The sequence below is a fragment of the Alkalinema sp. FACHB-956 genome, assembly GCF_014697025.1.
In the GTDB taxonomy this organism is placed as follows: domain Bacteria; phylum Cyanobacteriota; class Cyanobacteriia; order Leptolyngbyales; family Leptolyngbyaceae; genus Alkalinema.
The window spans coordinates 16,008-39,027 of sequence record NZ_JACJRC010000033.1 but is presented as its reverse complement, the minus strand read 5'-3'; the positions used below and the strand labels follow the sequence as shown (position 1 = coordinate 39,027).

General features: G+C 51.1%; 15 protein-coding genes. 2 read left to right on the top strand and 13 right to left on the bottom strand.

The features are described 5' to 3' along the window. Positions 1–466 precede the first annotated feature (466 nt). From H6G21_RS22365 to H6G21_RS22345, 5 genes are all read right to left on the bottom strand, one after another. Positions 467–6,052 (bottom strand): hybrid sensor histidine kinase/response regulator, encoded by a 5,586-nt coding sequence (locus H6G21_RS22365; RefSeq protein ID WP_190576183.1) that lies wholly within the window; start codon positions 6,050–6,052, stop codon positions 467–469. 117 nt (positions 6,053–6,169) lie between these two features. Continuing rightward, positions 6,170–8,968, bottom strand: a complete 2,799-nt coding sequence (locus tag H6G21_RS22360) for a methyl-accepting chemotaxis protein (protein ID WP_190576181.1) — start codon at positions 8,966–8,968, stop codon at positions 6,170–6,172. Positions 8,969–9,421: 453 nt separating this feature from the next. Further along, positions 9,422–9,949 carry a chemotaxis protein CheW gene (locus tag H6G21_RS22355; RefSeq protein WP_190576179.1) on the bottom strand — a complete coding sequence of 176 codons (528 nt, stop codon included), beginning with the start codon at positions 9,947–9,949 and terminating at the stop codon, positions 9,422–9,424. Between the two features lie 8 nt (positions 9,950–9,957). Then, positions 9,958–10,323: a response regulator gene (locus H6G21_RS22350; RefSeq protein ID WP_190576177.1), complete on the bottom strand. Its 366-nt coding sequence runs from the start codon at positions 10,321–10,323 to the stop codon at positions 9,958–9,960. Between the two features lie 246 nt (positions 10,324–10,569). Further along, positions 10,570–11,805 carry a response regulator gene (locus H6G21_RS22345; protein ID WP_190576175.1) on the bottom strand — a complete coding sequence of 412 codons (1,236 nt, stop codon included), beginning with the start codon at positions 11,803–11,805 and terminating at the stop codon, positions 10,570–10,572. A 403-nt stretch (positions 11,806–12,208) separates the two neighbouring features. Here H6G21_RS22345 and hmpF point away from each other — a divergent pair, with 403 nt between their 5' ends. Then, positions 12,209–13,963 carry a pilus motility taxis protein HmpF gene (gene hmpF, locus H6G21_RS22340; protein WP_190576173.1) on the top strand — a complete coding sequence of 585 codons (1,755 nt, stop codon included), beginning with the start codon at positions 12,209–12,211 and terminating at the stop codon, positions 13,961–13,963. Positions 13,964–14,043: 80 nt separating this feature from the next. Here the strand turns inward: hmpF and tilS are convergent, their stop codons facing one another. The 8 genes from tilS to pstS all read right to left on the bottom strand — a co-directional run bounded on the left by tilS (position 14,044) and on the right by pstS (position 21,541). Next, a complete protein-coding gene (tilS, locus tag H6G21_RS22335) occupies positions 14,044–15,042 on the bottom strand; it encodes a tRNA lysidine(34) synthetase TilS (RefSeq protein WP_190576171.1) in 999 nt (332 codons plus the stop codon). A gap of 150 nt (positions 15,043–15,192) precedes the next feature. Next, a complete protein-coding gene (locus H6G21_RS22330) occupies positions 15,193–15,555 on the bottom strand; it encodes a KGK domain-containing protein (RefSeq protein ID WP_190576162.1) in 363 nt (120 codons plus the stop codon). A 77-nt stretch (positions 15,556–15,632) separates the two neighbouring features. Continuing rightward, positions 15,633–16,640, bottom strand: coding sequence for a c-type cytochrome biogenesis protein CcsB (ccsB, locus tag H6G21_RS22325; protein WP_190576160.1), 1,008 nt, complete (start codon positions 16,638–16,640; stop codon positions 15,633–15,635). 426 nt (positions 16,641–17,066) lie between these two features. Beyond that, entirely contained in the window at positions 17,067–17,471 is a 405-nt protein-coding gene (gene psb27, locus H6G21_RS22320) for a photosystem II protein Psb27 (RefSeq protein WP_190576158.1), read from the bottom strand. A gap of 157 nt (positions 17,472–17,628) precedes the next feature. Further along, positions 17,629–18,432 carry a phosphate ABC transporter ATP-binding protein PstB gene (gene pstB / locus H6G21_RS22315; RefSeq protein WP_190576156.1) on the bottom strand — a complete coding sequence of 268 codons (804 nt, stop codon included), beginning with the start codon at positions 18,430–18,432 and terminating at the stop codon, positions 17,629–17,631. 60 nt (positions 18,433–18,492) lie between these two features. Further along, a complete protein-coding gene (pstA, locus tag H6G21_RS22310; RefSeq protein ID WP_190576154.1) occupies positions 18,493–19,368 on the bottom strand; it encodes a phosphate ABC transporter permease PstA in 876 nt (291 codons plus the stop codon). Between the two features lie 36 nt (positions 19,369–19,404). Next, positions 19,405–20,358, bottom strand: coding sequence for a phosphate ABC transporter permease subunit PstC (gene pstC, locus H6G21_RS22305; protein ID WP_190576152.1), 954 nt, complete (start codon positions 20,356–20,358; stop codon positions 19,405–19,407). A 91-nt stretch (positions 20,359–20,449) separates the two neighbouring features. Then, the gene (pstS, locus tag H6G21_RS22300) at positions 20,450–21,541 is read right to left on the bottom strand and encodes a phosphate ABC transporter substrate-binding protein PstS (protein ID WP_242042005.1); all 1,092 of its coding nucleotides are present in this window, start codon (positions 21,539–21,541) and stop codon (positions 20,450–20,452) included. Positions 21,542–22,553: 1,012 nt separating this feature from the next. Between pstS and H6G21_RS22295 the strand changes: the two genes are divergently transcribed. After that, positions 22,554–22,808: an RNA-binding protein gene (locus H6G21_RS22295; protein WP_190576150.1), complete on the top strand. Its 255-nt coding sequence runs from the start codon at positions 22,554–22,556 to the stop codon at positions 22,806–22,808. Positions 22,809–23,020: the final 212 nt, after the last annotated feature.

Here is a 23,020-nt window from a genome sequence, read left to right as displayed (position 1 = left end):
TTCTCATTAGAATCTCAAAACTGACATTCCAGATTTAAGACAGGTTAATACAACATGACTTAGACCAATATGAAACGTCAAAAAAACTCACCAATAGTTTCTAAAAGCCTGTTCAACTCAATCATTCAGACATTTTTCATGAGCGATTCCTGCAATCTATATCAATTAGATATTGCACCGGTAGATTGGCATAGGTACCCCAGGAACCTGACAATCACTGTGCAATGTACAAATGAGATTGGGAACTAGGACAGTCAATCCAAGCTTATTAGTAACTATTATCAAGATCTAAGCATAAGCTTACTAAGAATTATTGTCAAGTAAGTAAGGTCGGAAAAATAGCCCCCGATCGCGGATGTTTAACCAAGGCTACGATCGGGGGCTCTGAAGATGTTTATGGAAATGATGTTTATGGGAATGACTTGGGACTCAGCCAGTAGCGTGGTCTTTAGCCTTGAACCAAGGGCTATTCTTTGCTCATCAACACTTCTCCCTTCAGCATCCGTTGGGCTGCGTCCAACAGCGCTTCTTCCAAGTAGGGCTTGGTAAAGTAACCGCTGGCTCCCAGGGAAGAGGCCATTTGACGGTGCCGATCGGCTCCGCGAGAGGTGAGCATCGCGATCGGGAGGTGCTTCAAAGCAGGATCCTTCTGGATGCGCGAGAGTAATTCTAAACCGTCCATGCGGGGCATCTCGATGTCGCAGAAAACAATGTCGCAGGGCAGCCCCGATCGCAGTTTTTCCCAAGCTTCCTGCCCATCGCGGGCCTGCTCCACCCGGTAGCCCACTTTGTTGAACGTCATGGACAACAACTCGCGAACGGTGATGGAATCGTCCACGATCAGCACCATCGGCTCCGTCTTGGCCGCTGCGGGTTCGGCAGACGATTGGCCGCTTTGATCCCACATGCTGCCGCTATCCCGTCGGATGCGACCCATGGAGAGATCAATCAGCTCTAGGACATCGGCGATCGGCATAATTCGACCATCCCCCAGAACCGTCGCCCCAGCCACCCCAACCGGCTTAGGCACGGGGCCTTCCAGTTGTTTGATTACGATTTCCTGTTCCCCTAACACTTGATCCACCTGGAGCGCCAGGTAATTGCCTGCACTGCGCAGCACAACCACAGACACCATGTCATCTTCTTGGTTGCCGCCGTAGACGTTACCTCGGCTGAGATGACGGTTGTGCGCCAAGAGTTCCGTCAGGGGACGCAGAGGCAGCAAGGTATCCCGCCAGGAGATACAAGCCTGACCTTCACTATTCGTTTGGATCCGATCCTTGGGTAAATCCAACATATCCTCTACCCCGTCCATGGGGAAGGCAATTCTAGCCCGATCGCTAATGCAGCAGAGTGCCTTGGAAATACTGAGGGTCAGCGGTAGACGAATGGTAAAGGTGGTTCCTTTGCCAAAACCAGAATCCGTGTTGATCGCACCTCGAATTTCACTCAAACTGGTACGAACCACATCCATGCCCACACCCCGACCGGCAAAGTCATCGGCTTTATCGCGGGTACTAAAGCCGGGATGGAACAGGAGATCGTAGATATCTAGCCGACTCATGGTTTGCGCTTCAGCGCTGGTGATCAAACCCTTCTCGATCGCCTTTTGGCGTACCCGATCGACATCAATACCTGCGCCATCATCGGCCACCGAAATGACGGTTTGGTTCCCTTGGTGGAAGGCCCGGATCAAGATGCGCCCAGTTTCCGGTTTGCCAGAACGGCGGCGCTCCTCCACGGTTTCGATGCCGTGGGTAATGGCGTTATTGACTAAGTGAGTCATCGGATCATAGAGATGCTCCAGAATCATCTTGTCAATCAGGGTTTCGCGACCTTCAATCACGAGTTCCGCCTGCTTACCGCATTTGACGGCAATGTCCCGTACCGCTCTGGGGAGTCGATCGGCGGTTTGGGCAAAAGGCACCATTCGAGAACGGGTCAGTCCCTCCTGTAACTGGGTTGTGACCTGCCGGAACATGCGAGTCACTTGGTCGGTTTCATCCACAATGAACTCGATGTCAGATGCCGACTCCCGTACTCGAACAATCAATTCAATCATTTCTTGGGACAGGGAATGGAATCCCGTGAAGCGATCCATTTCCAAGGGATCATACTCCACTGGGTTTTCCCGTTGGGCTTCAGGGGAGGCTGCGGCATGTTGCAGGGAAAGACTGCCCGCCATCCGGCTTTGCCGACTGGCTAGCAATGAACTTTCCAGCAGCGATCGCTCATACAGATCCTGCATCCGTTGCCCCACATCACTGAGTTGCTGAACTTGGTACAGCAAGTTGTCCAGGGATTGGCGCAGCCGTTCCTGATCCTGTTCCAGGCTGTTCCGGTTAACCACCAGTTCCCCCACCAGGTTGCTGAGGTTATCCAGATGCTTAACGGGCACCCGCATGGTCTGTTCGCTAAACCCTTTGCTCGATCGCACCGTTCTACGCGCTGGGGGCGCAGTCATCCCTTTCGACCCCGACCCAGTGTTTGGGAGCGACTTATCACCATCTTCCAGGAGGCGTTCGAGATCATCAAATTCCGGATCCGCTGCCAGCCGCAAATTATCGCCCATCTCAGGACTGCCCGAGAGCAGCGCTTCTAAATCAGAAAATTGATTGTTGGCTGCTTCCCCTGGCAGAGCGGTTGATTCAATTAAGGGAGTGGAACCTAACAGTGCCTCTAGATCGGCAAATGCACCTGCCTCCTCCGAACCCTCCATGGGTTCCAGTAGAAATTCGGAGTCATTGGTTGCCAGATTATCCAGATCTAGAAAACTGTCTAGGTCATCCAGCCCCGACATTGCCAAGTCCGGACTTTCAGATTCAGACGTTTGGTGCAAGGCCGCCGCACCCAAGCCCGCCGCACCAGCGGCTATCCCAGCATTCATCAATAAGCCAAAGTCATCGAGGCCATCACCTTCCGTGGATTCAGGTATCTCCATGGCAAGGTCTGTCTCTGAACCAAACTCTGAACCTAACAAACTATCCAGATCGCCCATGCTATCGAGATCACCCATGTCCTCTAGATCGCCGAGGCTGCCTAGACTGTCCATGCTATCGAGATCACCCATGTCCTCTGTGGCGAGTAAACCTGCTGAATCTGTTTCTGACAGGAGATCATCATCCCAGGGTGAAGGCTCGTCTAAACTCAGATCTAGATCCTCTAAATGATGAGTGTCTGCGGCAATATCTACATCGCTGGCGAAATCGGAAGCCGCTTCTAAGTTAGCTAGTTCGTCATCTAAACCAGTGTCTAAATGATCTAGGAATGAAGTCTCACCAAAGTCTAGGCCAGTTTCAGAGAACATAGCGTCCAAATCCGCCGATGCCTCATCCAGCGGCTCTGGTTCATCCAGCACTAGGTCTCCCAGGCGTTCTCCCTGGGCACCGTCAATGCTCAAGTCAGGGCTCAACTCATCCATCTCGAAGCTATCTAGACTGTTGAAATCGAGCAGGTCTGCCTCGATATCCATTGCGTCAGCAGCCTCAGCACTGGCGATACTGGAATCGCCAAACAAATCATTATCACCAAACAGATCATTAAAGCTATCCGTTTCAGGGGCTGCTAGGCTCTCTTGATCGATCAGTCCCCCCAAGGGATTATCCGGGAGAAGGCCCATGGAAGATCCACTAGTTCCTTCCTCACCCAGCTCTCTCTCAAAAGCCAGCTCTGTCTCAAACGAGAATTCCTCAAAGCTGGATGCTCCATCTGCATCGCCAAATAGATCTAAAGCGGTTCCATTGGTGAGGTCAGCCGCATCCAAATCTGACTCCAAGTCGAAGGATAAATCATCATCTGCCTGAAGATCGGTGATGGAACTGTCGCCTGTCTCTAGCCCCAGAAAGGCAGTTTCATTGTCCTCTTCTGGCAGATCTAGGAAGGTTGGATCATCACTCATAACACTGCTGGGAAGGTCATCTAAACCCTCCAGCGATCCAAATAAATCGAGGTCGGGAGAGACTTCCGTGTCGTTGAGATGAAGAACATCAGATTCTTGCTGGAGGGTGTCTCCCAAGAGATCATCCGGCGGAAAAGCAGACCCATTCTCGGGTGTTAAATCCAGTACTAGGCCATCGGCTTCTTCCCCAAAATCGCCAAAATCGCCAAAATCCAAGTCCAGATCCGATGAAATGTCTGCCCCTAGGAACGTCGCTTCTTCTAAGGTGGTTTCCTCGTCTAAGCCTGCAGTGTTGAACAAGTCATTGACCGCATCCAAATCTGGATCTAAACCTGGCGTTGAAGCAAGAGCCAAGCTGTCACTCTGAGCATCTGTAAGAATTCCCAAATCTTCGAGATCTCCTAAATCTCCCAGATCTTGATCCAAGTTGTCTTCTAGCCCCATCCCAAAGAGATCTTCCGGTTCAGCTAGATCCTCGGATGCGCTGGCAGCAATGTCTAATTCATTTTCGTCTAGCCCCATGAAGAGCTCGCCTAGATTATCTAAAGAGGCGTGGGATTCACTATCCAACCCCAAGCCATCATCTAGACCTAAGTCATCCTGGCTCAGCGCTCCGTAGGACGGATTAGATGGGGCTTCAGCCTCGAGTAAATCCAGTCCGAGGTCATTTAAATCCAACCCGTCTAAGTCTGAACCGAGAGAACCATTGAGATTTTCAGTGAGGCTGAAATCATCCCCGATCGCCCCGTCTGCTGCTCCAGTCACATCCGACGATTGTGAGAGTTCATCCAACAGATCTCCCCCAAATAAATCTGCTAGGTCATCGGCATCTTGGGCATCCGCTGGCCCTGTAACCCCTTCTAGCAAAAAGTCATCAAGCCGATCATCGGCTGGCGTAGCGGAGGGGGATTCTCCTAAATTCAGCGTGCCTGCCTCCAGCAGAACTTCTTCCTCTTGCCAGGTGGAGCCAAGATCTGGCACTTCCCCTTCAAATAAATCTGCTAGGGAATTAAGCTCCGCCATCCCCATTTCCGGGCCATTGTCATCTAAGCCTAATTCATCCTCCACCGCTACAGTCTGACCTGAACTGCTCAATTCATTGGTTGGAAGGGTGTCGTTCAAATCGAATTCATCCAATTCCATTAAGCTAGTGTCGGCGCTCTCAAGCTCCAGCCCCTCCAGATCCAGCGCTTCCAACCCTAGTTCTAAGGAATTGTCTTCCATAAAGCTCAAGTCATTCGCCTCATCGGAGTCCGCCAGTCCTCCGGTTGCGAACAAGTCTTCCTCCGTTGCTTGACCAAACAAATCATCAAAGGAGGTATCCGAAAAGTCATCGGCAACGACCCCTGAGGTAAGGTCTACGGCGATCGGTGCTAGGCTTGCTAACTGATCACTGGGTTGCAGCGTGGCATCCTTGCCTTGGATAACCAATTCCTGGGCCTGTTTTAATTCTTTAATGATGAGGGGAGCTAGGATCCGACAGGAATTCTCTGGGCAGGCGATCGCGCGTCGAGCTGTCTCTGTGAGATTGCACCAACCTGTCAAATTAAAGGGTTCACCCAAGGCTTTCAAAGAATCGCAGAGTTCTTGCAACTGCCGTCGCCCATCACTTCGGCTATCCGCTTGCTTAAAGAATTCCAGCATTTCCCGCAATTGGGACGGCACATGGTCTTGGAAAATCCGCACCATGGTGACATCGGGTTTAGCCGTGGCTGGTCGAATATTAGCCGAGGTGGCGAGAGTGGCGAGATGTTTTTCAATCTCCCCAAAAACGGGTTCTGCTGCCGCCATCGCCTGGGAAGAAGCTTCCTCCGGTAACCCAAAAGGCCCTTGCAATTGTTCCAGTAGCCCTTGCAAAGCATCGAACACCTGTAACAGCAAGGATTCTAGTTTTTGGTCAACGGGTATGCCTGGGGTTTCCTTTAAGATTTTGAAATAATCTTCCAGGCGATGGGAAATTTTCTGAATCCCACCCAGATTGAGCATCGCAGCTCCACCTTTGACCGAATGAGCGGCTCGAAACACTTCGTTGGCCATCTCTGGATCTTCGATCGTGCTTTGCAGATTCAGCAAACCCTGCTCAATGGTATTGAGGTGATCCTTAGCCTCCTCAATAAAGTAACCCATGATTCGTTGCTGTTGTTCAGGCTGCATAGCTATATCCCTATTTAATAGATCGCCTTCCCGAGAGGTACTTCTGTTTTATCGCAAACGGCTATTGAAGTTATAGCGTAGTGTTTTTGGGGCAAGGGGAGATTGACGGTCCCACCATTAGCTGCGATCGACGGTTTCAACGCGGAACCGTTCCACTGAGGTCAACAGGTCGCGGGCAACCCCCACCAGATTTTGCAGGGAAGCTGACACGCGCTGGGCCTCTTGGGAGGTTTCCTGCGCCGTCAATTCCACCGATTGCATCACCTGAGCCACGGCTCGTGAGGTTTCCGTTTGCTCCACCGTGTCTGCCGTAATGGATTGCACCAGGGTGTTAATCCGGTTGGATACCTGAATGATGTCATCCAGCGATCGCTTCGCCTGTTCAGCCAAGCGGGTTCCTTCGATCACCTGTTGTGTGCCTTCTTCCATGGCAGTCATCACTGACCCCGTTTCACTCTGAATCTGCAACACAATCTGTTCAATTTCCTTGGACGCTTTGGCGGCCCGGTCAGCCAACTGTCGGACTTCATCGGCCACGATCGCGAAGCCTCGTCCCGCTTCACCCGCCCGCGCCGCTTCGATACTGGCGTTCAAAGCCAGCAAGTTGGTTCGGGAAGCAATCTGAGAAATCAACGCCACAATCTTGGAAATTTCTTGGGAAGATTCGGCCAAGCGCTTCACCTTGCGGGTGGTTTCCGCCACCGTTTCTCGGATTTCCAAAATCCCGGATACCGTGCGTTCCACGGCTTCTCCGCCCTTGAGTGCGGTGGCTGATGCCTGTTGGGCCACAGACTCCGCTTCCCGCGCACTTTCGGCCACCCGTTGAATCGAGTCCGTCATCATCTGGACGGAATTCAGCGTCACCGCCAATTCTTCCGCTTGGCGCAACGCATCCGACGAGAGCCCCCGAGCAAACATTTCGTTTTCGGTGGATCCTTTACTGACCTGGCGGGCGGCCAATTTCACCTGTTGGACAATCTCCCGCAGGTTTTGAATGGTCAGGTTAAAGGAGTCCGCTACGGCACCTAGCACGTCTGCGGTCACCTCCGCTTGAACCGTCAGATCCCCTCGGGCCGCCCCTTCCACGTCATCAAGGAGGCGAATCACTTGCCGTTGCAGATCTTCCTTGGCTTGCTCCTGTTCTTCTGCCTTGCGTTGGGCTTCACTGGTGGTCGTCAGAATTACGCGGGCCATTTGGTTGAACCCGGCGGATAACTGGCCAATTTCGTCTTCTGAATAGACACTGGCGCGGGCATTGAGATTGCCATTGCAGACTGCGTCGAATTGCGTCCGCAAATCGTTAATCGATCGCTGCATTTGTTTGGCGTTCAGTTGACCCACAGCGTAGGCTGTTCCGCCCCCCACAACGAATCCCGCCAGGGCCATGAGCCATCCTGTCCCCGTCAGTCGAGATACCACTTCGCGATTCGCCTGTTGCGCCGCCGCATCTTGGTTCGTGGTAACCCCTGAACTGCTAGCCACCGCAAAACTGACGACTCCGACAGCCAGGGCTGAGGCGGCCCCCGCGGCCAAGGCGACGACCCACTGTTTTGCCTGTAGGGGAGCATTTTCTAAGGGAGCCAACCAACCCTGCTCTACGGTGGGGGCAACCTCTACATTTTGCGGCTCCAACTGGGTAAAACTAGGCAGTTGCTCGCTGGTACTCGAAAAATTAAATAGTTCGTCATCCCGAAGGGAACTGGTTTCTCCGAAGCTACTGCCTCCTGGCATGCCTGTTGCTATCCCAGCACCCGACATCGCAAAGCTACTTCCCATGGAAGGACTCGTAAACCCAGCTGAATCTTCGGACATGTCAAAATCAGCTAAGTTGCCCAAGTCATCAAAATCCTCAAAATCATCTAAGAAATCGACGCCCCCGCTAGCAGGATTCGAGGTGGACTTGAAGGCAGTCGCAGAATTATCAAACTTAGGCCCGCTGGAAAAATCGGAAATCTCCATGGTTTCCGCTGTTTTTCCAGGCTCTCTCCCCCCTACATCAAAGCTTCTCACGGGCGCATCCCCACCAGACAAGCTGGTACTGTTCCCCATAAAGAGTGTGGCTTCATCGGCATCCTCGGTCACTGAGTAGGATGGGTTCGTAAACGGCATCCCAAAGTCACTCGTGCCTCCAGTCATAAAGGCGGATGGAGAACGGTTCCCTTCCTGTTCGTTTTGGCTAGGAACCCCGGCATTTCCGGTCTCCTCGTCTTCGGAAAATACTTGATCAAATTCACGAAAAGCGTCTGGCAGCGGTTCATCCATCAGGGGATAATCCGCAGGCTCTGCAATCTCGAAGTCATCCAAGGTTCCCTGTGGTTCATCCAGAGAAAATCCATTCGCCGAAGCATTGGCAACTTCCCCCCCAAAGGGATTACTGGCAAACGGATCAGCCGTATCCAAAACCACCTGATCTAAGGAATTCGGTTGGAAATCAAAGGGATTGGCTTGAAAAGATGTGGCAGATTCTTCCTGCCGCAGCGGCGCAGAGTCTTCGTCTAGGTCAAAATCCATATCCGCCAATACAAAGTCATCTCCCCCAGTGCTGGCAGAAGTCTCTTGCCAACCGGATACCTCATACTCATAGGTTTTGAGAGACCCGGTATCCGGTTCCGCATCCCCTGCTGCGCCATTACTTTCCGCAGCACATTGGCGGGCGTAGTTCAATCCTGTATTGGCATAGTCCACAAATTCAGGATCGGAGGTGACTCCCAAGACCGATTGGTATTCATCCTGGGCCACGTCATAGCGCTGAAGGCCATAGCAATAGATGTGCCCCTTCAGCAAACGCGCACTGGGATCCTGGGGGTAATCTACGACAAGGCGATCAACAATCTCAGCCGCCTCTTCGTAACGCCCTTGCATGTAGGCTTTTTCCGCCTGTTGATATTCCTGTGCAAATTCAGTGCCGCGTGCCATTTGCCTCCTCCCAGTGCTTACTTGCCATGCCGTTAAAAAGTTTGACGCTGATTTGACGTTTCTCCTGTAGCCGTTTACCTACTGATCTCAGGCGTAGAATTCCGTTGTAGAGTTAGACTAGGATGACGCTCAGTATGTGTACCACTTGTGTTACCTGAAGTTGTGTTACCTAAAGGCCCAAGCAGGAAAGGCCCAAGCGGGAGTCAGGACTGAACGGTTGTTGTTGACTGCTCCCTCAACGGACGAGGGTACTTCAGGATACTGAATTTTTAAAGTTTTGAACAACTGAATCGTTTTTTATCTGGATACCTCCAGCGAGGCGTGTAAGTTTTCATAGGGATACCATTTTAAGAAAATTACTAAGGGTTCAGCCAGACGGTCCCTGGGCCAGGAATTTTCAATGACCCTCTGATCTCGCTTTGTCTATCCAATTGGCAGAAACAGCGGATGAACTTAAGCTGCCCATCGAGCCGATCGCAGAATTGAGACTTGATCGAGCAGTCGCAGAAATCGTTTTCCTTCTTCAAAATGCCATTCTCCCCGCAGAAACGGTGCAACACTATCGTTGACGTTACTGGCAGGGTGAACTTGCTCTACGTCCAGCCATTCCATGCCAACCACCCGATCGACTGCGAGACCAAGGAGGATGTCCTGATCTTCTACCGCAATCACCGAAATTTCCTGGCGATCGGTGTTCAAAGGAACTGGATCTCCCAGAAATTGTCCCAGGTCTGCTACCCACACCACTCGGCCCCGCACGTTCAAGGTTCCAAGGAGGAGGGGAGAAACATTGGGAATTGGCGTAATACGATCGGGCGAAGGCGAAAGCACTTCCCGAATTCCCGTGGCTGGCAGGGCAAACTCCCCCCCTGAGGGAATAAAAAACCTTAGGTGCAACTCACCTTCAGGACTTTCCAATTCCTGAAATTCAGGGGCCTGATCCTGCCCTCGACCGGTTAAAAAATCTGGATTACCAACCATGGGTACCCCTAACCTCGTAACAACTGCTTCACAGTGCCGACCAGCTCAGTGGGCTGAAACGGTTTGGCGATATAGGCATCAGCCCCTTGTTTCATCCCCCAGTAGCGGTCAAATTCCTCCCCTTTGGAAGAACACATCACCACAGGAACATTCTGTGTCTTGGGATCGGACTTGAGGCGACGACAGACTTCGTACCCATTCATCCGAGGCATGACAATATCCAAAACGACCAAATCTGGACATTGCCCCTGGATTTGCTCCAGAGCCTCTACCCCATCGGAGGCTATCGTCACACTGAGACCGCTCCCTTTGAGGAGATCCGTAATCATTTCCCGTTGAGTGACACTGTCTTCCACCACTAAGACTGTACTCATAACCCCCTACCTGCTCAATTGGCCTGACCGATCGCGGGAAGTTTACCGCTCCTTGGAAAAACCACCTAGATATTAATTAAGGTACCCTCAATCGCCGAAATAATAATGAGGTTCATGGGAAAACCCTGAATTTTCCATCTACCGGCATCACCTGTTGGACTTCGCTGGGACTTTGTTGGGACTGCGCTGAAGCTCTCCCCATGGTTAACGCCCCCTATTGCTAATGAAGAATTTGTCAATGACGAATTACCCCGAGTTAATTTCCAGTTGTCCCATCCCCACGTACTTTTCCAGCAACATAATGAGTTCATCTTCACTAAAGGGCTTGGCTAAATAGTCCGTTGCCCCTGCCATGCGAGCCCGCACGCGATCGATAAAGCCATCACGCCCCGTCAACATAATAATGGGGGTCTGACGAAACGCGGTGGATTGTCGTAGCATGGCACAAACTTCATACCCATCCAAGTCAGGCATGGCAATATCACACAGGATCAGGTCTGGCTTCAGCTCAAAAAATTCACTCAATGCTTGAACAGGATTGGAGAGAATGGCAACCCCATAACCGTGACGTTGCAACAGATGCTCCACAGTGCGGAGTACCGTTGTCGCATCGTCCAGACAAGCAATTTTAGGAGAATAGCCCGGTTGGGCATTCATCAAGAAGTTAGAGGACAAAGGTGTAGCAATATCTTTTTTAGTCCCTGAAGTTGGCAGTGGCGAATCACCATAGGCAAATTGAATCCATCCCCGCTGTACACAGGGATAAATTGCCCGAGCAACGGTGAGAATATCCCGATTGAGGCTGCGGGCAATCTGCTGTAGGCTAGTCACTCCGTCAGCGTAGCGCAACAGCGCGGCCACCGTTCCGGGAGGGAGAGCACTGCGCAGAGAAGTAGGATCCACAATCACCGGGCACTGATCCGAAGACTGCAAATGGGGATAAAACTGCTTCCATTCTTGAACTTGTTGCACAACTTGAGTAAGAAGAGGACTAATCTCTAATGTTGTGAGCTGAGGGGTCAAGGGAGCGGCCATTTCAAAAATAAAGTACCCCTGATGCAAACTCAGCAGGTCAAAGAGTGTTTCATGAATGAGCCGCTGGAGAATATTTCTGGCTTGCTCCGGCGTCAGCGTGCGATTTTCAAGTAAGGCCCAGAGGCAGCCATACTCCGGTGCATTCACGATCGAATATGCAGACACGCTTAAACTATCCAGGGCCGCTTCTGCGTGATAGCGCCCTAAATAGCCACGCAAACGTGTCAACCCCACATTGGGGTTGCCCGCATAGACGATTTGACCGTTGACGAAAAAGACATACCAGGATCGCCCCACCAACGATCGTTCTGGCGAGCCATTCGACGATCGACCCAATCCGTGGGTAGAAGGGACGTAGGACTCCACCAGCAACTGGCCAGTGCGTTGCCCCAATTCAATCAACTGAAGAATACTGCGAACATCAATTTCAGTCAGCTCACCCTGCATGGATCCCCAATTATCTCCCGCTGGATGCAGAATTTGTTATCTCTCCCTATTGTGCCTCGGGTCTTGGGGATTGCCTCACTGGAATCTTAATTAAGACTGTGAAGCCTGAATGTCCCTATCCGTTGGTACGATCGTGCTAGCCCTCAACGGAATCGCCCGTCAGGGGACTTCCGAATTTTCAGATATCCTTTGCGAAATCTCCAACGATCGCCAGAGACATTCAGCTAGACTGATGAAACAGCAAAACCTTGGGCATAATGGGATATAGAACATAAATTGCAGAAAGTCATTGCAGAAAAGTCAGGCCTGCTAGCATGAAACCCATGGAAGCGGCCTGATTGATTGCATGATTAAGGTTATATTCTGTAGGACTGGGGCATAGACACGGGAGAGGGCTATCGGCGTGCTATATCTAGCAGAGGTCATTCAGAAGAAGGGCGGGATCATGGGAGGCAGCAAGGCCGAATTGCGCTTGCTGGCTTGCCAACGCGCAGAGCAAAATTGGAGCGCTGTCAACGGAGAAGAAATCGTTGCTGCCGAAGAAGCGAATCGTTACAGTGCTGGCACGCTGCTACTGGTGGATTTGACAAACAGTAAACAAGTGCAACGCATTCAGGAGGCTGGACGTCCCCTCGTCAGCATTCTACAGAATTTTTCGCGGCTCCAAGAAAAGTTTAAAACCCAGGAAGAAGAGATTGAACAGTGGAAGCAATCTCTGACTTACCAAAGCCAAGAGCTCAATCGACGGGAAATGGAAATGGAAGCCCGTCGGGAACAGTTAGAGCAGCTTGAGGAGGACTTTGAGCAGCTTGAACAGCAGCGTCAGCAGTTTGAGCAGTCACGATCGGAATTTGAGCAAACCCACCAAGAGGTGGAACGCCAGAAACAGGAACTCGAAGGAGCCTGGGAGCATCTGAGGGGGGAATTGCGTCGTTTAGAAGAACGACAACAGGAACTTCAAGGGGCTTCTGTTCTCGATGAGGATAAGGCTCAACAGATTGATCAACTGTTGCAGCAAATTGCTAGAAATCGCATGTCTGCTCAGCAGATACAGGAGCAGTCCCAGCAGTCAACAAACCAGGTTAATCAGCATCAAGACTTGCTGAATCAGCACTGGCAAATCTTGGAACAACATCGCACCTCGATCGACCAGCTGCGGAATGAACTCAATCAGCAATCCCAGGAACTGGCCCAGCGTTGGAGTGACTGGCGCGAGTCGGAGTGTTCTTTAGAACAAGCCAAGTCTGAACTGAAATTCCAGCAGGCAACTTTGCAAATCAAGCAAGAATATGCCCAGATGCTGGGACTCCAAATTCAGCACCACGACGATATCCATCACCAGCTCTATCGCATGACCGAGGGGATTGATGGCGTTAATATTAGCGACCAGGTGGATGTGGATGCTCTGGAGAAAATGCCTCTGGATAACCTCCAGTCCATCGTGAATGACCTGCAAATTGACTTTGACAAGTCGTCTGAATTTGTTCGGGGTCAGGAAGAAGAACTGGACTTTAAACAGCGGGAAATTGATGCTCTTCAGGCAAAAGTCAGTCAGGTCAGTGAGTTCGATCGGATGAGCTTGGAGGCTGAACTGGCGGATGAGCGGGATGCTTACCAGTTCTTGAACGAAACGCTAGTTGGGCAACGGCGGAATCTCCGGGAAAAACAAGGCGTTCTCCGCCAGCACCAGTCGATTTTGGCCCGTCGGCAAGGGCTGCCGGATCCCTATGCTCAGGAAGGTGGGCTCAATCTCGGCCCCGTCTTTGCTCAGATTGAGGGAGTGCGCCACCAGCAATCGGATGAATTGCAGAAGGTTGAGGCCCAGATTGAACAAATTCGCAGTGCGATCGACCAAGCGCAGGGTATCCTCACCGGCCAATCAGCCGAGCTTGACAATCGGCGACGTGACCTAGAACAACAAGACCAAGCTTTGGCGGATAAGCGTCAGAGTTTGGGAGAAGTGGTGGGTAAGATCGCCCTGTATGAAGCCCTCCTGCAACCGGTGCAGGATAGTTTGAACGGCTTACGGCATAAATTAGCTGAAATGGCGGAAGTTGCGGTGCAAATGCAACAAATGGAAGACGCACAGCAGCAGGCTTTGACTCAAGTTCAAGCAGTCTTTACCAGCCTCCAACAGCCCCAACTTGCTGCGTCCTAATGGGTGGCTAGGGCTCCATTAGGGCTTCATCCTGTACGGAGCAGTTACAGAGCAGTACAAGTTACCTCAGCAGTGGAAGTTTACCTCAGAGGTTGGCCCAGATAGATCCAATCTCCTTCGACCCAGGCGATCGCGCCACCGGGAAGGGGATCGGTGGTGGATTTTTGGGGTGCATCTAATAGGGCAACAATTTTTTCGATATGGGCGAATGTGGGGGCATGGTGAAGGGTTTCTTGCAAAATCTGGCGAATGACTCGGCGCTGGAGTGCGATCGCGGTTTTCTGTAAAAGACGGCGGTTGAATAGGGCGGTGCTGGAATGGGGCCGTTCTGACTGAATTTCCTGACGGATTTGACGGGCCAGCGCTTCGAGATATTCCACTTCCGCTGTCAAAAGTTCTGCGGTTTGGGCGAGGTGAAACTCCGTCTGGGGATTAAAATGCTGCTGCAAGTAGGGGATTAATTCTTGGCGAATGCGGTTACGGCGGTAGGCAAGATCCTGGTTGGTTACATCTTCCCAAACGGGCAACTGGAAGCTGGCACAAATCGTGGCAGTTTCCTGCCGAGTAAAGTTTAATATCGGTCGAACCAGTTGTATGGTGTCTGAGACCGATCGACTCCAGGCCAGTGCTTGTAACCCATCAGTACCGCTGCCCCGCAACAGATTATAGAGAAGGGTTTCTGCCCGATCGCTGGCGGTATGGCCTGTGGCAATTACTGTGAAGCCGTTGGTTTGAGCGATGTTGGTTAGACAGTCATAACGCCACTGACGCGCTGCGGCTTCGCTGGTAGGTGGAGTTTCAGCGATCGATCGATAACATGGCAAGCCTCGCTCCTGCGCTAACTGTTCCACATGATCGGCATTGGCTGTGGAATCTGCACGCCAGCGATGATCACAGTGGGCCACCGCAAGACTCCACTGCCACAAATCCTGTAAATCGAGGAGTAGTTGTAGCAGTCCCAAGGAATCCTGACCACCGGAAACCGCAATGAGAATGCGCGATCGAGCGGGCAAGAGCGGTCGATCGCGCAGGGTTTGGTGGAGTCGCCCATGGAGGGCTGTCCAGTGAGGCCGAGCCATAGGCGCAAGGTTGTGTGTAATCAGCAGAAGATTGCGGAAATGGCACTATTCAAGGCAAGGTTAGCAAGGCAAGGTTAGCAAGGCAAGGTTAGCAAGGCATTCGAGGCAATTGAACGAGGTAATTGAACGATCTTGAAGACCAGTCAACCGTTAAGGCAAGTCAAATTCATCCAAGTCATCGGATTCCATCGTTCGAGCCTGAATGCGGACACGTTCTCGCGAGCTGCTATGCTCTGGCAAGCTTTCCTGGGGTTTAGCCGGTGAAAATTCTAGACGAATTCGTACCCGGCCCCGTTGCCAGCCAGAGCCTGTCAGTCGCATGGCATCACAGGGCAGCCCATCGGCAAACCAGCTTTCATGGGCTTCAGACCAATCTAGTTCTCGATCGCTGATCGCCTGCGCCAAAGCATCTAAAAACTCGCTGACCTTAAATGTTGGATTTTCCATCAAAATGCGGCCTGCTTTGACAAACAGAACCTCATCTTCCTCTAAGGGCACAAAGCGATTATCCATAATGAGACGTTAAACCTTGCCCACCGGGTGCATTGATTGATTCTCCGATCGGTGAGTTTCCCCAGAACCCCGACAGACTAGAGAAACCAGCCATAACTATGTAAGCCCTTGCCCAGCAAGTTAACACCGAGGTAGCAAACCCAAACGACAACAAACCCCATTGCTGCCAACAACGCAGGGCGACGACCCTGCCAGCCCTTTGTGATTCGGGCATGGAGATAGGCCGCAAAGACCAACCAGGTAATTAACGCCCAAGTTTCTTTGGGATCCCAACTCCAGTAGGATCCCCAAGCTTCATTGGCCCACACGGCCCCGGAAATAATCCCGATCGTTAGCAATGGGAAGCCCAATCCGATAATGCGATAACTGATGTTATCCAAGGTATCTGCAAGGCTCAAACGCTGGGGCGACAGACTCACAGAGGTGGAGGTTGAAGGGGCTTCCAGGACTGCCGTGCTGCCCCGGAGTTGACTGCCATCTGACGCTGTAGAGATCGGGTTAGCCACAGCGGGGGTCTCCGGAGATTGCGATCGGGTGAGGCGATAGGCCCCTGTTCCCACGGAACTTCCCCGTAGTTCAATATTTTGTCCCCGAGTAACCAATAGAAACGCGATCGCCAAAACTGAGCCCACCATTAAAGTGGCATAGCTGAACATCATGACGCTAACGTGCATCATGAGCCAGTTGGACTTGAGTGCTGGAACCAAGGGGGCAGAGGCTTGCATATCATCCGAGAGGGACAAGGCTGCAAAAGCGGTAATGCCCATGGCAACGGGAGCTGTCGCTACGCCAACGAGACGACTTTTGCTCATATTTTCAGCAATCAGGTGCATTGTGGTAATGCCCCAGGCCAGGAAAAAGAGGGATTCGTAGAGGTTACTGAGGGGAAAGTAACCAGCTTCTAGCCAGCGGGCAGCTAAGAGTGCTGCCATTGTGATGTTTGCGATCGCCATTCCGGTTGTTCCCAACCCTGATAGCACTGGAATGCCAGGAAACGCAGCTCCCACCCAGTAAACCAACATCGTGACAAACAGCACAGCAAACGAAGCATTATCCAGGAGTCCCTGAAGGGCAACCAAATCCATAGGGTGTTCTCTTCTTACAGTCCAACGGTCTTGATCTCGTCGATCGTCACAATCGCTCTGATCCATTCTAAAAGGCTGACTGGATCATCGGTCATAGAACCTAGAATTTGCGAACTTAGAATTGACGAACCTAGAATTTGCGATCGCGTCATGGCCCGATCAAATAACGGCCCGATTTCACAAATAACGGCCCGATTTGACTTGACAAACTAGAGAATAAAAAATCTAGAGAATAAAAAAATGGGGCTCTACCATTGTGTAGCCCCGAATTCTCTTTACAGTATTTCAGGGAAGCAATCCCTTGTCGCTCTAATGTCTTCAAGCTTTGAACGATGGAGGCTTTGAACGATTGAGGTGTCCCGCTGAGTATTTGTATAGGCATTTGTACTATAAAAAACTCAGCCTGGAACAACTCAGCCTGCCATCCTAGGCATCTCGATTGAGGGCAATCTTGACTTGACGGAACTCATCCTTGAGGCGATTTTTCATTTTTTCGGGCACAGGCCGATTCGGATAGGACGAATAGTGGCCGGCCAAGGAATTGACAGCGGTTCGCATCGTTGTAAAGGAACTCAGCTTGACAACCGAACCATTCCGACGGTAGCGCGCTGCAAAGTCGTTAATTTTCTGCTTAGCGTCTTCTACCAATTTTTTGCGATCGGGATTGTCTGGTGTCGCATCAATGGCTTCTACCAAAACTTCAATGACACCCAAGGTATCCTCTTTGTAGTTCCCCGTGAGACTATCTGCTGCGGCCATCCCCGGCAGACCCATTAGCCCCATTACAACTACTAACACGAGCGCCAGTAGGCGAGACAGATAGCGCTTCATAAGCCGTTTAGCAAACCTTATAACAAATCAGCCTTTCAATCGTACCGTGGATTGGATGCACCCGTGGGAAAAGTTGCCAAGATTACACTTTGCTGAGATTTCCCGGTGCTGAGATTTCCCAATGTAGAGATCCTAGCTGCAATCCGCCCTCGCGGAATTAACCAAATCGACCGCTCACATAGGCTTGGGTCGATTGCTCCTTGGGACTTTGGAAAATGACTTCGGTTCGATCGTATTCCACAATGTAGCCTGTCCGCCCCTTGGGGGTTTGCTCGACATTAAAGAATGCCGTGTAATCAGAAGACCGGGATGCCTGCTGCATGTTGTGAGTCACGATGATGATCGTGTATTTCTCCTTCAATTCTTGCAGCAGATCCTCGACCTTCAGGGTGGAAATCGGATCCAATGCAGAACAAGGTTCATCCATTAAAATTACATCCGGCTGCATGGCGATCGTCCGGGCAATACACAACCGCTGTTGTTGCCCCCCGGAGAGTGCTGTCCCACTTTCCTTAAGCTTGTCCTTGACCTCATCCCACAGGGCCGCGCCCCGTAAAGACCGCTCCACCAGTTCATCCATGTTGCCCTTGTAGCCCACCAGCCGAGGGCCAAAGGCAATATTGTCATAGATGGACTTCGGGAAGGGATTGGGTTTTTGGAACACCATGCCAATCCGACGACGAACTTCAACCGGATCTACTTCAGGGGCGTAGAGGTTTTGTCCGTGGTACTGCACACTGCCCCGTAGTCGGAAGCTTTTGATCAAATCATTGAGACGATTAAAGCAGCGCAAAACCGTACTTTTACCGCAACCGGAAGGCCCAATAAACGCGGTAATGGCATTGTGAGGAATCCCGATCGAAACATCTCGAACTGCCAAAAAATCGCCGTAGTAAATGTTCAGGTTATCGGTATGAATAACCGTATCGGTTTTGGCAAGCATGTTCGGTGAAGCAGTCATAACTTAAAAATTAATTCCTTAGTCACAATAATGGACGGGTTCCGTGAAATCCAGAGGACATCAAATCTTCCGACGGATAAAAAATCTCGCAAGGATATTAGTCACCAACACTAGCAGAACCAGTAACAGTGATCCAGCCCAGGCTAGTTGCTGCTGGTTGGGATAGGGGGCGGTTGCAAACTTATACACCAACAAAGAAAGCGTATTGGTCTGCTGCCAAATATTTTGGATCCAAGTCGGCCAACCCAAGGCAGTAAATAGGACAGGAGCCGTTTCCCCAGCGGCCCGTGCGACCGAGAGCATGACCCCAGTGATAATTCCCGGTAAGGCTGCGGGTAGCACAACCCCGGCGACGGTTTGAAATCGGGTTGCTCCCAACCCCACCGCTGCTTGCCGCAGTTCACTGGGTACCAATTCCAAGGCTTCTGTGGCCGTCCGCACGATCACCGGCAGCATCAAAATGGCCAGAGCGACCCCTCCCGAGAATGCCGAAAACGTTTTCGTTGTCAGAACGATCGCGCTGTAGATAAAGGTTCCTGCCACAATGGACGGCACACCACTTAATACATTGGTAGCAAATCCAATCCATCGCGCCAACCGGGTATCCCGAACAAATTCGGAGAGGAAGACCGCCGCCATCACACCAAAGGGGACTGCCAATAGGGTGGCAATTCCCACCGTGTAAAGGGTTCCCTGTAAGGCATTCCCGAGCCCCCCATTGAGGACTCGAGGCGGGGGTTGGACTTGGGTAAATAAATTTAAGTCTAAGCGAGATACGCCATTAATGAGGACATATAACAACACGGCAACCAGCGGAACAATCGCAATGACAGCACAGGCGATCGCTAAACCCGTCATAACGTTGGAAAATAGCGTGCGGGGAGCCCAAGGGTTGCGGTGGAGGCTACGGGAGATAAAGGGTTGACTGTCGCTCATAGAAAAACTCTGTGCATCAGGATAGGACGGGTACCACTAAACCTTCATCCGAACCCGACGAACGACGAGTTCTGCGAGGACATTGACAATTAATGTGATTAAAAAGAGGACAAAGGCTGCATACATCAGTGAAGAGATTTGCAGTCCACTGGCCTCTGCGAATTGATTGGCCAGCAATGAGGCGATCGTGGAGCCTTGGTCAAAAAGTGAAGGATTAATTTTATTGGCGTTACCAATCACCATGGTGGTTGCCATGGTTTCCCCCATGGCCCGACCCATCGCCAGCATGATGCCGCCAACAATTCCAGAAAACGCGGCGGGCAAAATCACTTTGAACAAGGTTTCCCAGCGGGTTGCCCCTAGGCCATAGGAAGCTTGCCGCAGTTCAGGGGGCACCGCAACGAGGGCATCGCGGGAAATGGCTGCAATGATCGGCAAAATCATAATGGCTAGAATCACGCCCGCGACATACATACCTGGCCCGGTAGGTCGCGTACTAAACAAGGGAATCCAGCCCAGCCCTGCATTCAGTGCCACACCCATGTTTCGCAGGATGGGAATCAGGACAAAAATGCCCCACAGGCCGTAGACAACACTGGGAATGGCCGCCAACAATTCCACCATGAAGACGATCGGACGTTGAATTTTGTTCGGTAGGAAATCTTCACTGAGAAAAATTGCCACCCCAATCCCGATCGGCATCGCAATCAACAAAGCAATCAGCGAACTGACCAACGTTCCGTAAATTTGCGGTAGGGCACCATAGATGTCTTCAACGGGATCCCAACGGGAGGAGGTTAGAAAGCCAACTCCAAACTGCTGGATGGCAGGTAGCGCTTCCCAGCCCACCCGAATCGCAATGGCCACCAGCACGAGGGCGACCCCCACTGCAAACAACCCCGTCAGCCAGACAAACCCGTTGTCAAGTTGTCGAGCCAAGGGCGATCGCGCGCGTTTGATTTCGGACACTTGTTGATTGGACAATGCCATATCTAATCAGGAGGAAATAATAAGCAAGGAGTGTGAGGAAACGAACTGATATCGAACATTTACAGCCCTAGCAAAGCTCTATCGAAAAACTCTATTGAGCCGCTTTGATGCCATCAACAGTCGCTAAGACCTTGGTAGCTACTTCATCGGGCAGGGGAATGTAGCCCAGGTCAGTTGCTGCGGCTTTACCATCCTTCATCGCCCACTTCATAAAGTTCTTGAGGGCATCCACTTTGGCTGCATCGGGATAGTTTTCGTACAAGAGCAACCAGGTCAGGCTCACGATCGGATAAGCTTCTTTTGCTTCCGGATCGGGTACAGACACTGCAAAATCCTCTGGGATTTTAACACCCGTGAGCGCCTTAGCTGCCGCATCGGGGGTGGGGGTAATGAATTCACCAGCTTTGTTCTGTAGGGCCGCCATCTTCAGATTGTTTTCCTTAGCGTAGGAAAATTCGGTGTAGCCGATCGCGCCTTTGGTCTGCTGGATCTGGGCTGTGACCCCTTCGTTCCCCTTGGCTCCGGTTCCCGTCGGCCATTCCACCGACTTGCCGGATCCAGCTTTCCAGTTGGGGCAAGCTTTTTCAATGTGCTTCGTGAAGACGGATGTCGTACCGCTGCCGTCGGAACGGTGCACCCAGGTGATAGGATCCGCAGGCAGATTCACACCCGCATTATCCTTGGCAATTTTGGCATCGTTCCAAGTCTTGATGGAACCATCCACAATGCCGCAGAAAGAGTCTCGGGAGAGCTTCAGGTTATCAACCCCATCAAGGTTGTAGGCAAATACCACAAACAAACCCGTGGTCGGCACTTGAATGGCTTTCCCACGCTTAGCAGGAAACTTTGCTCGCTCGTCATCCTTCAAAGCAGAGTCCGTTGCACCAAAGTCTACGGTTTCTGCGAGGAACTGCTTGACTCCAGCCCCACTCCCCACGGATTCATACCCAATTTGAATCCCGTTGGCTTTGGAGAACTCATCAAACCACTTTTGATAGAGAGGATAGGGAGCGGTTGCGCCTGCACCTTTGATGGCTAACCCAGCACCACCAGCAGCCGGGGGAGCACTCGTGGCTGCGGAAGGCCCTGAAGAAGGTGCTTGACCTCCGCCACAGGCAGTCAGACTCAGGGTTAATGCGCACAGGGAAGCGGGGGCTACCCAACGAACCATCGAACGGGACAAAAACATAACTCAGGAAAATGATTGGTATCGCAAATTACTTACTTACACTACAGGCCAACCTTAAAGGCTAGGTTAAGGCCAAAGTAATATCTAGAGAATGCGTGGGTGAACTGTTGGCAAATCCTGACAACGTGGAATTCCACAGATTTTTGAGCTCCCTTGAGTCGGGTCAAAAATCCCGCAACAGGACCGAAAAGACGCCATGCCAATATGGAAGCGACTTTACAATGATTTACTTGGGATCCACTGAGGAATCCTGGTCAGGGGAAAATTTAAAATGCTTAGGAATTTTTTTAGGGATTTTAGCTCGTAAGCACGATCGATTCGTGATGATTCAGAGCTAGGCCAGGAACGCAATTCGGGCCTTCCCAACCATTTCTTAAACTTCTTGTAATCTAGGAAACAAATTTGGTTCTTATCCAAATGTATCAGCAATATTGCCAAAACTTAAGCAGTTCTGGCTAGTTATGATTTGAAAGTCTGACAGAAGATCTGGAAAAGGTTAAGTGAATGTTAAGTCAGGACTTTTACTGAGTTGTTCAAGATACTGGTGGTAGGTCTGAGTTGAGGGAGGCTTGGGACTATCTACAAACCTGTTATGAAAGCTCTGTTCTAACCAGATTCTGACCAGATGAGGATGGCCCGATCGCCGCTTTGGTGCGTCCGGAATCCCCATAGAATTCGTCCATTCCATGACGGCCTAGAACCCGGCCTGGGACCCAGCCTAGAACATTGTTGTTCAGAAACAATTCAGGGGTGTTTAGAAACAATTAGGTATCTAATGACACACTCACAAGAATTTATTTCTATAAAGTTAAAGATTCTGAGATAAAAGCCCTTGAAAAGTGTAATACGCCCACCTGAGCAGGTCAGTTATAATGTCTTACAACTATAGAGATATAGGGTCTGTAATTGTGCTACGAACCGGCCTACTGTCGAGCCTTTGTCTTGCATGCAGGCTGCGTTAGCAAAATATCGACCTTGAAACCTCAAGACGGATACGGAGAGTATCGTGACTATCTACGTTGGCAATCTGTCTTTTCAGGCAACTGAAGACGATATTAAAGAAGTTTTTGCAGAGTACGGCACTGTATCACGAATCAGTCTGCCGATGGATCGAGAAACGGGTCGAAAACGGGGCTTTGCCTTCGTAGACCTCAGTAGCGATGCAGAAGAAGACTCTGCGATCGACGCTCTAGATGGGGCTGAATGGCTGGGTCGAGAGCTCAAAGTGAATAAAGCGAAGCCCAAGGAACCTAGACGGTAATTCAGTATTGGAACTTTAGAATACCAGAAGAGGCCACCCATTTCGTAAATTCAAGGGAGATGGGTGAAGTGATTTTGGGGGAATTTTTCAACTATTCTCAGACTTGGGTCAGGGTGTCTGTTGGGGTGAGTTAGAAATTGCTACCCCAACAGCTCGCTGTCTCATATTTCTATGCTATTGGGTGTCTACGCTATTAAGCGTTCTGTGCCATG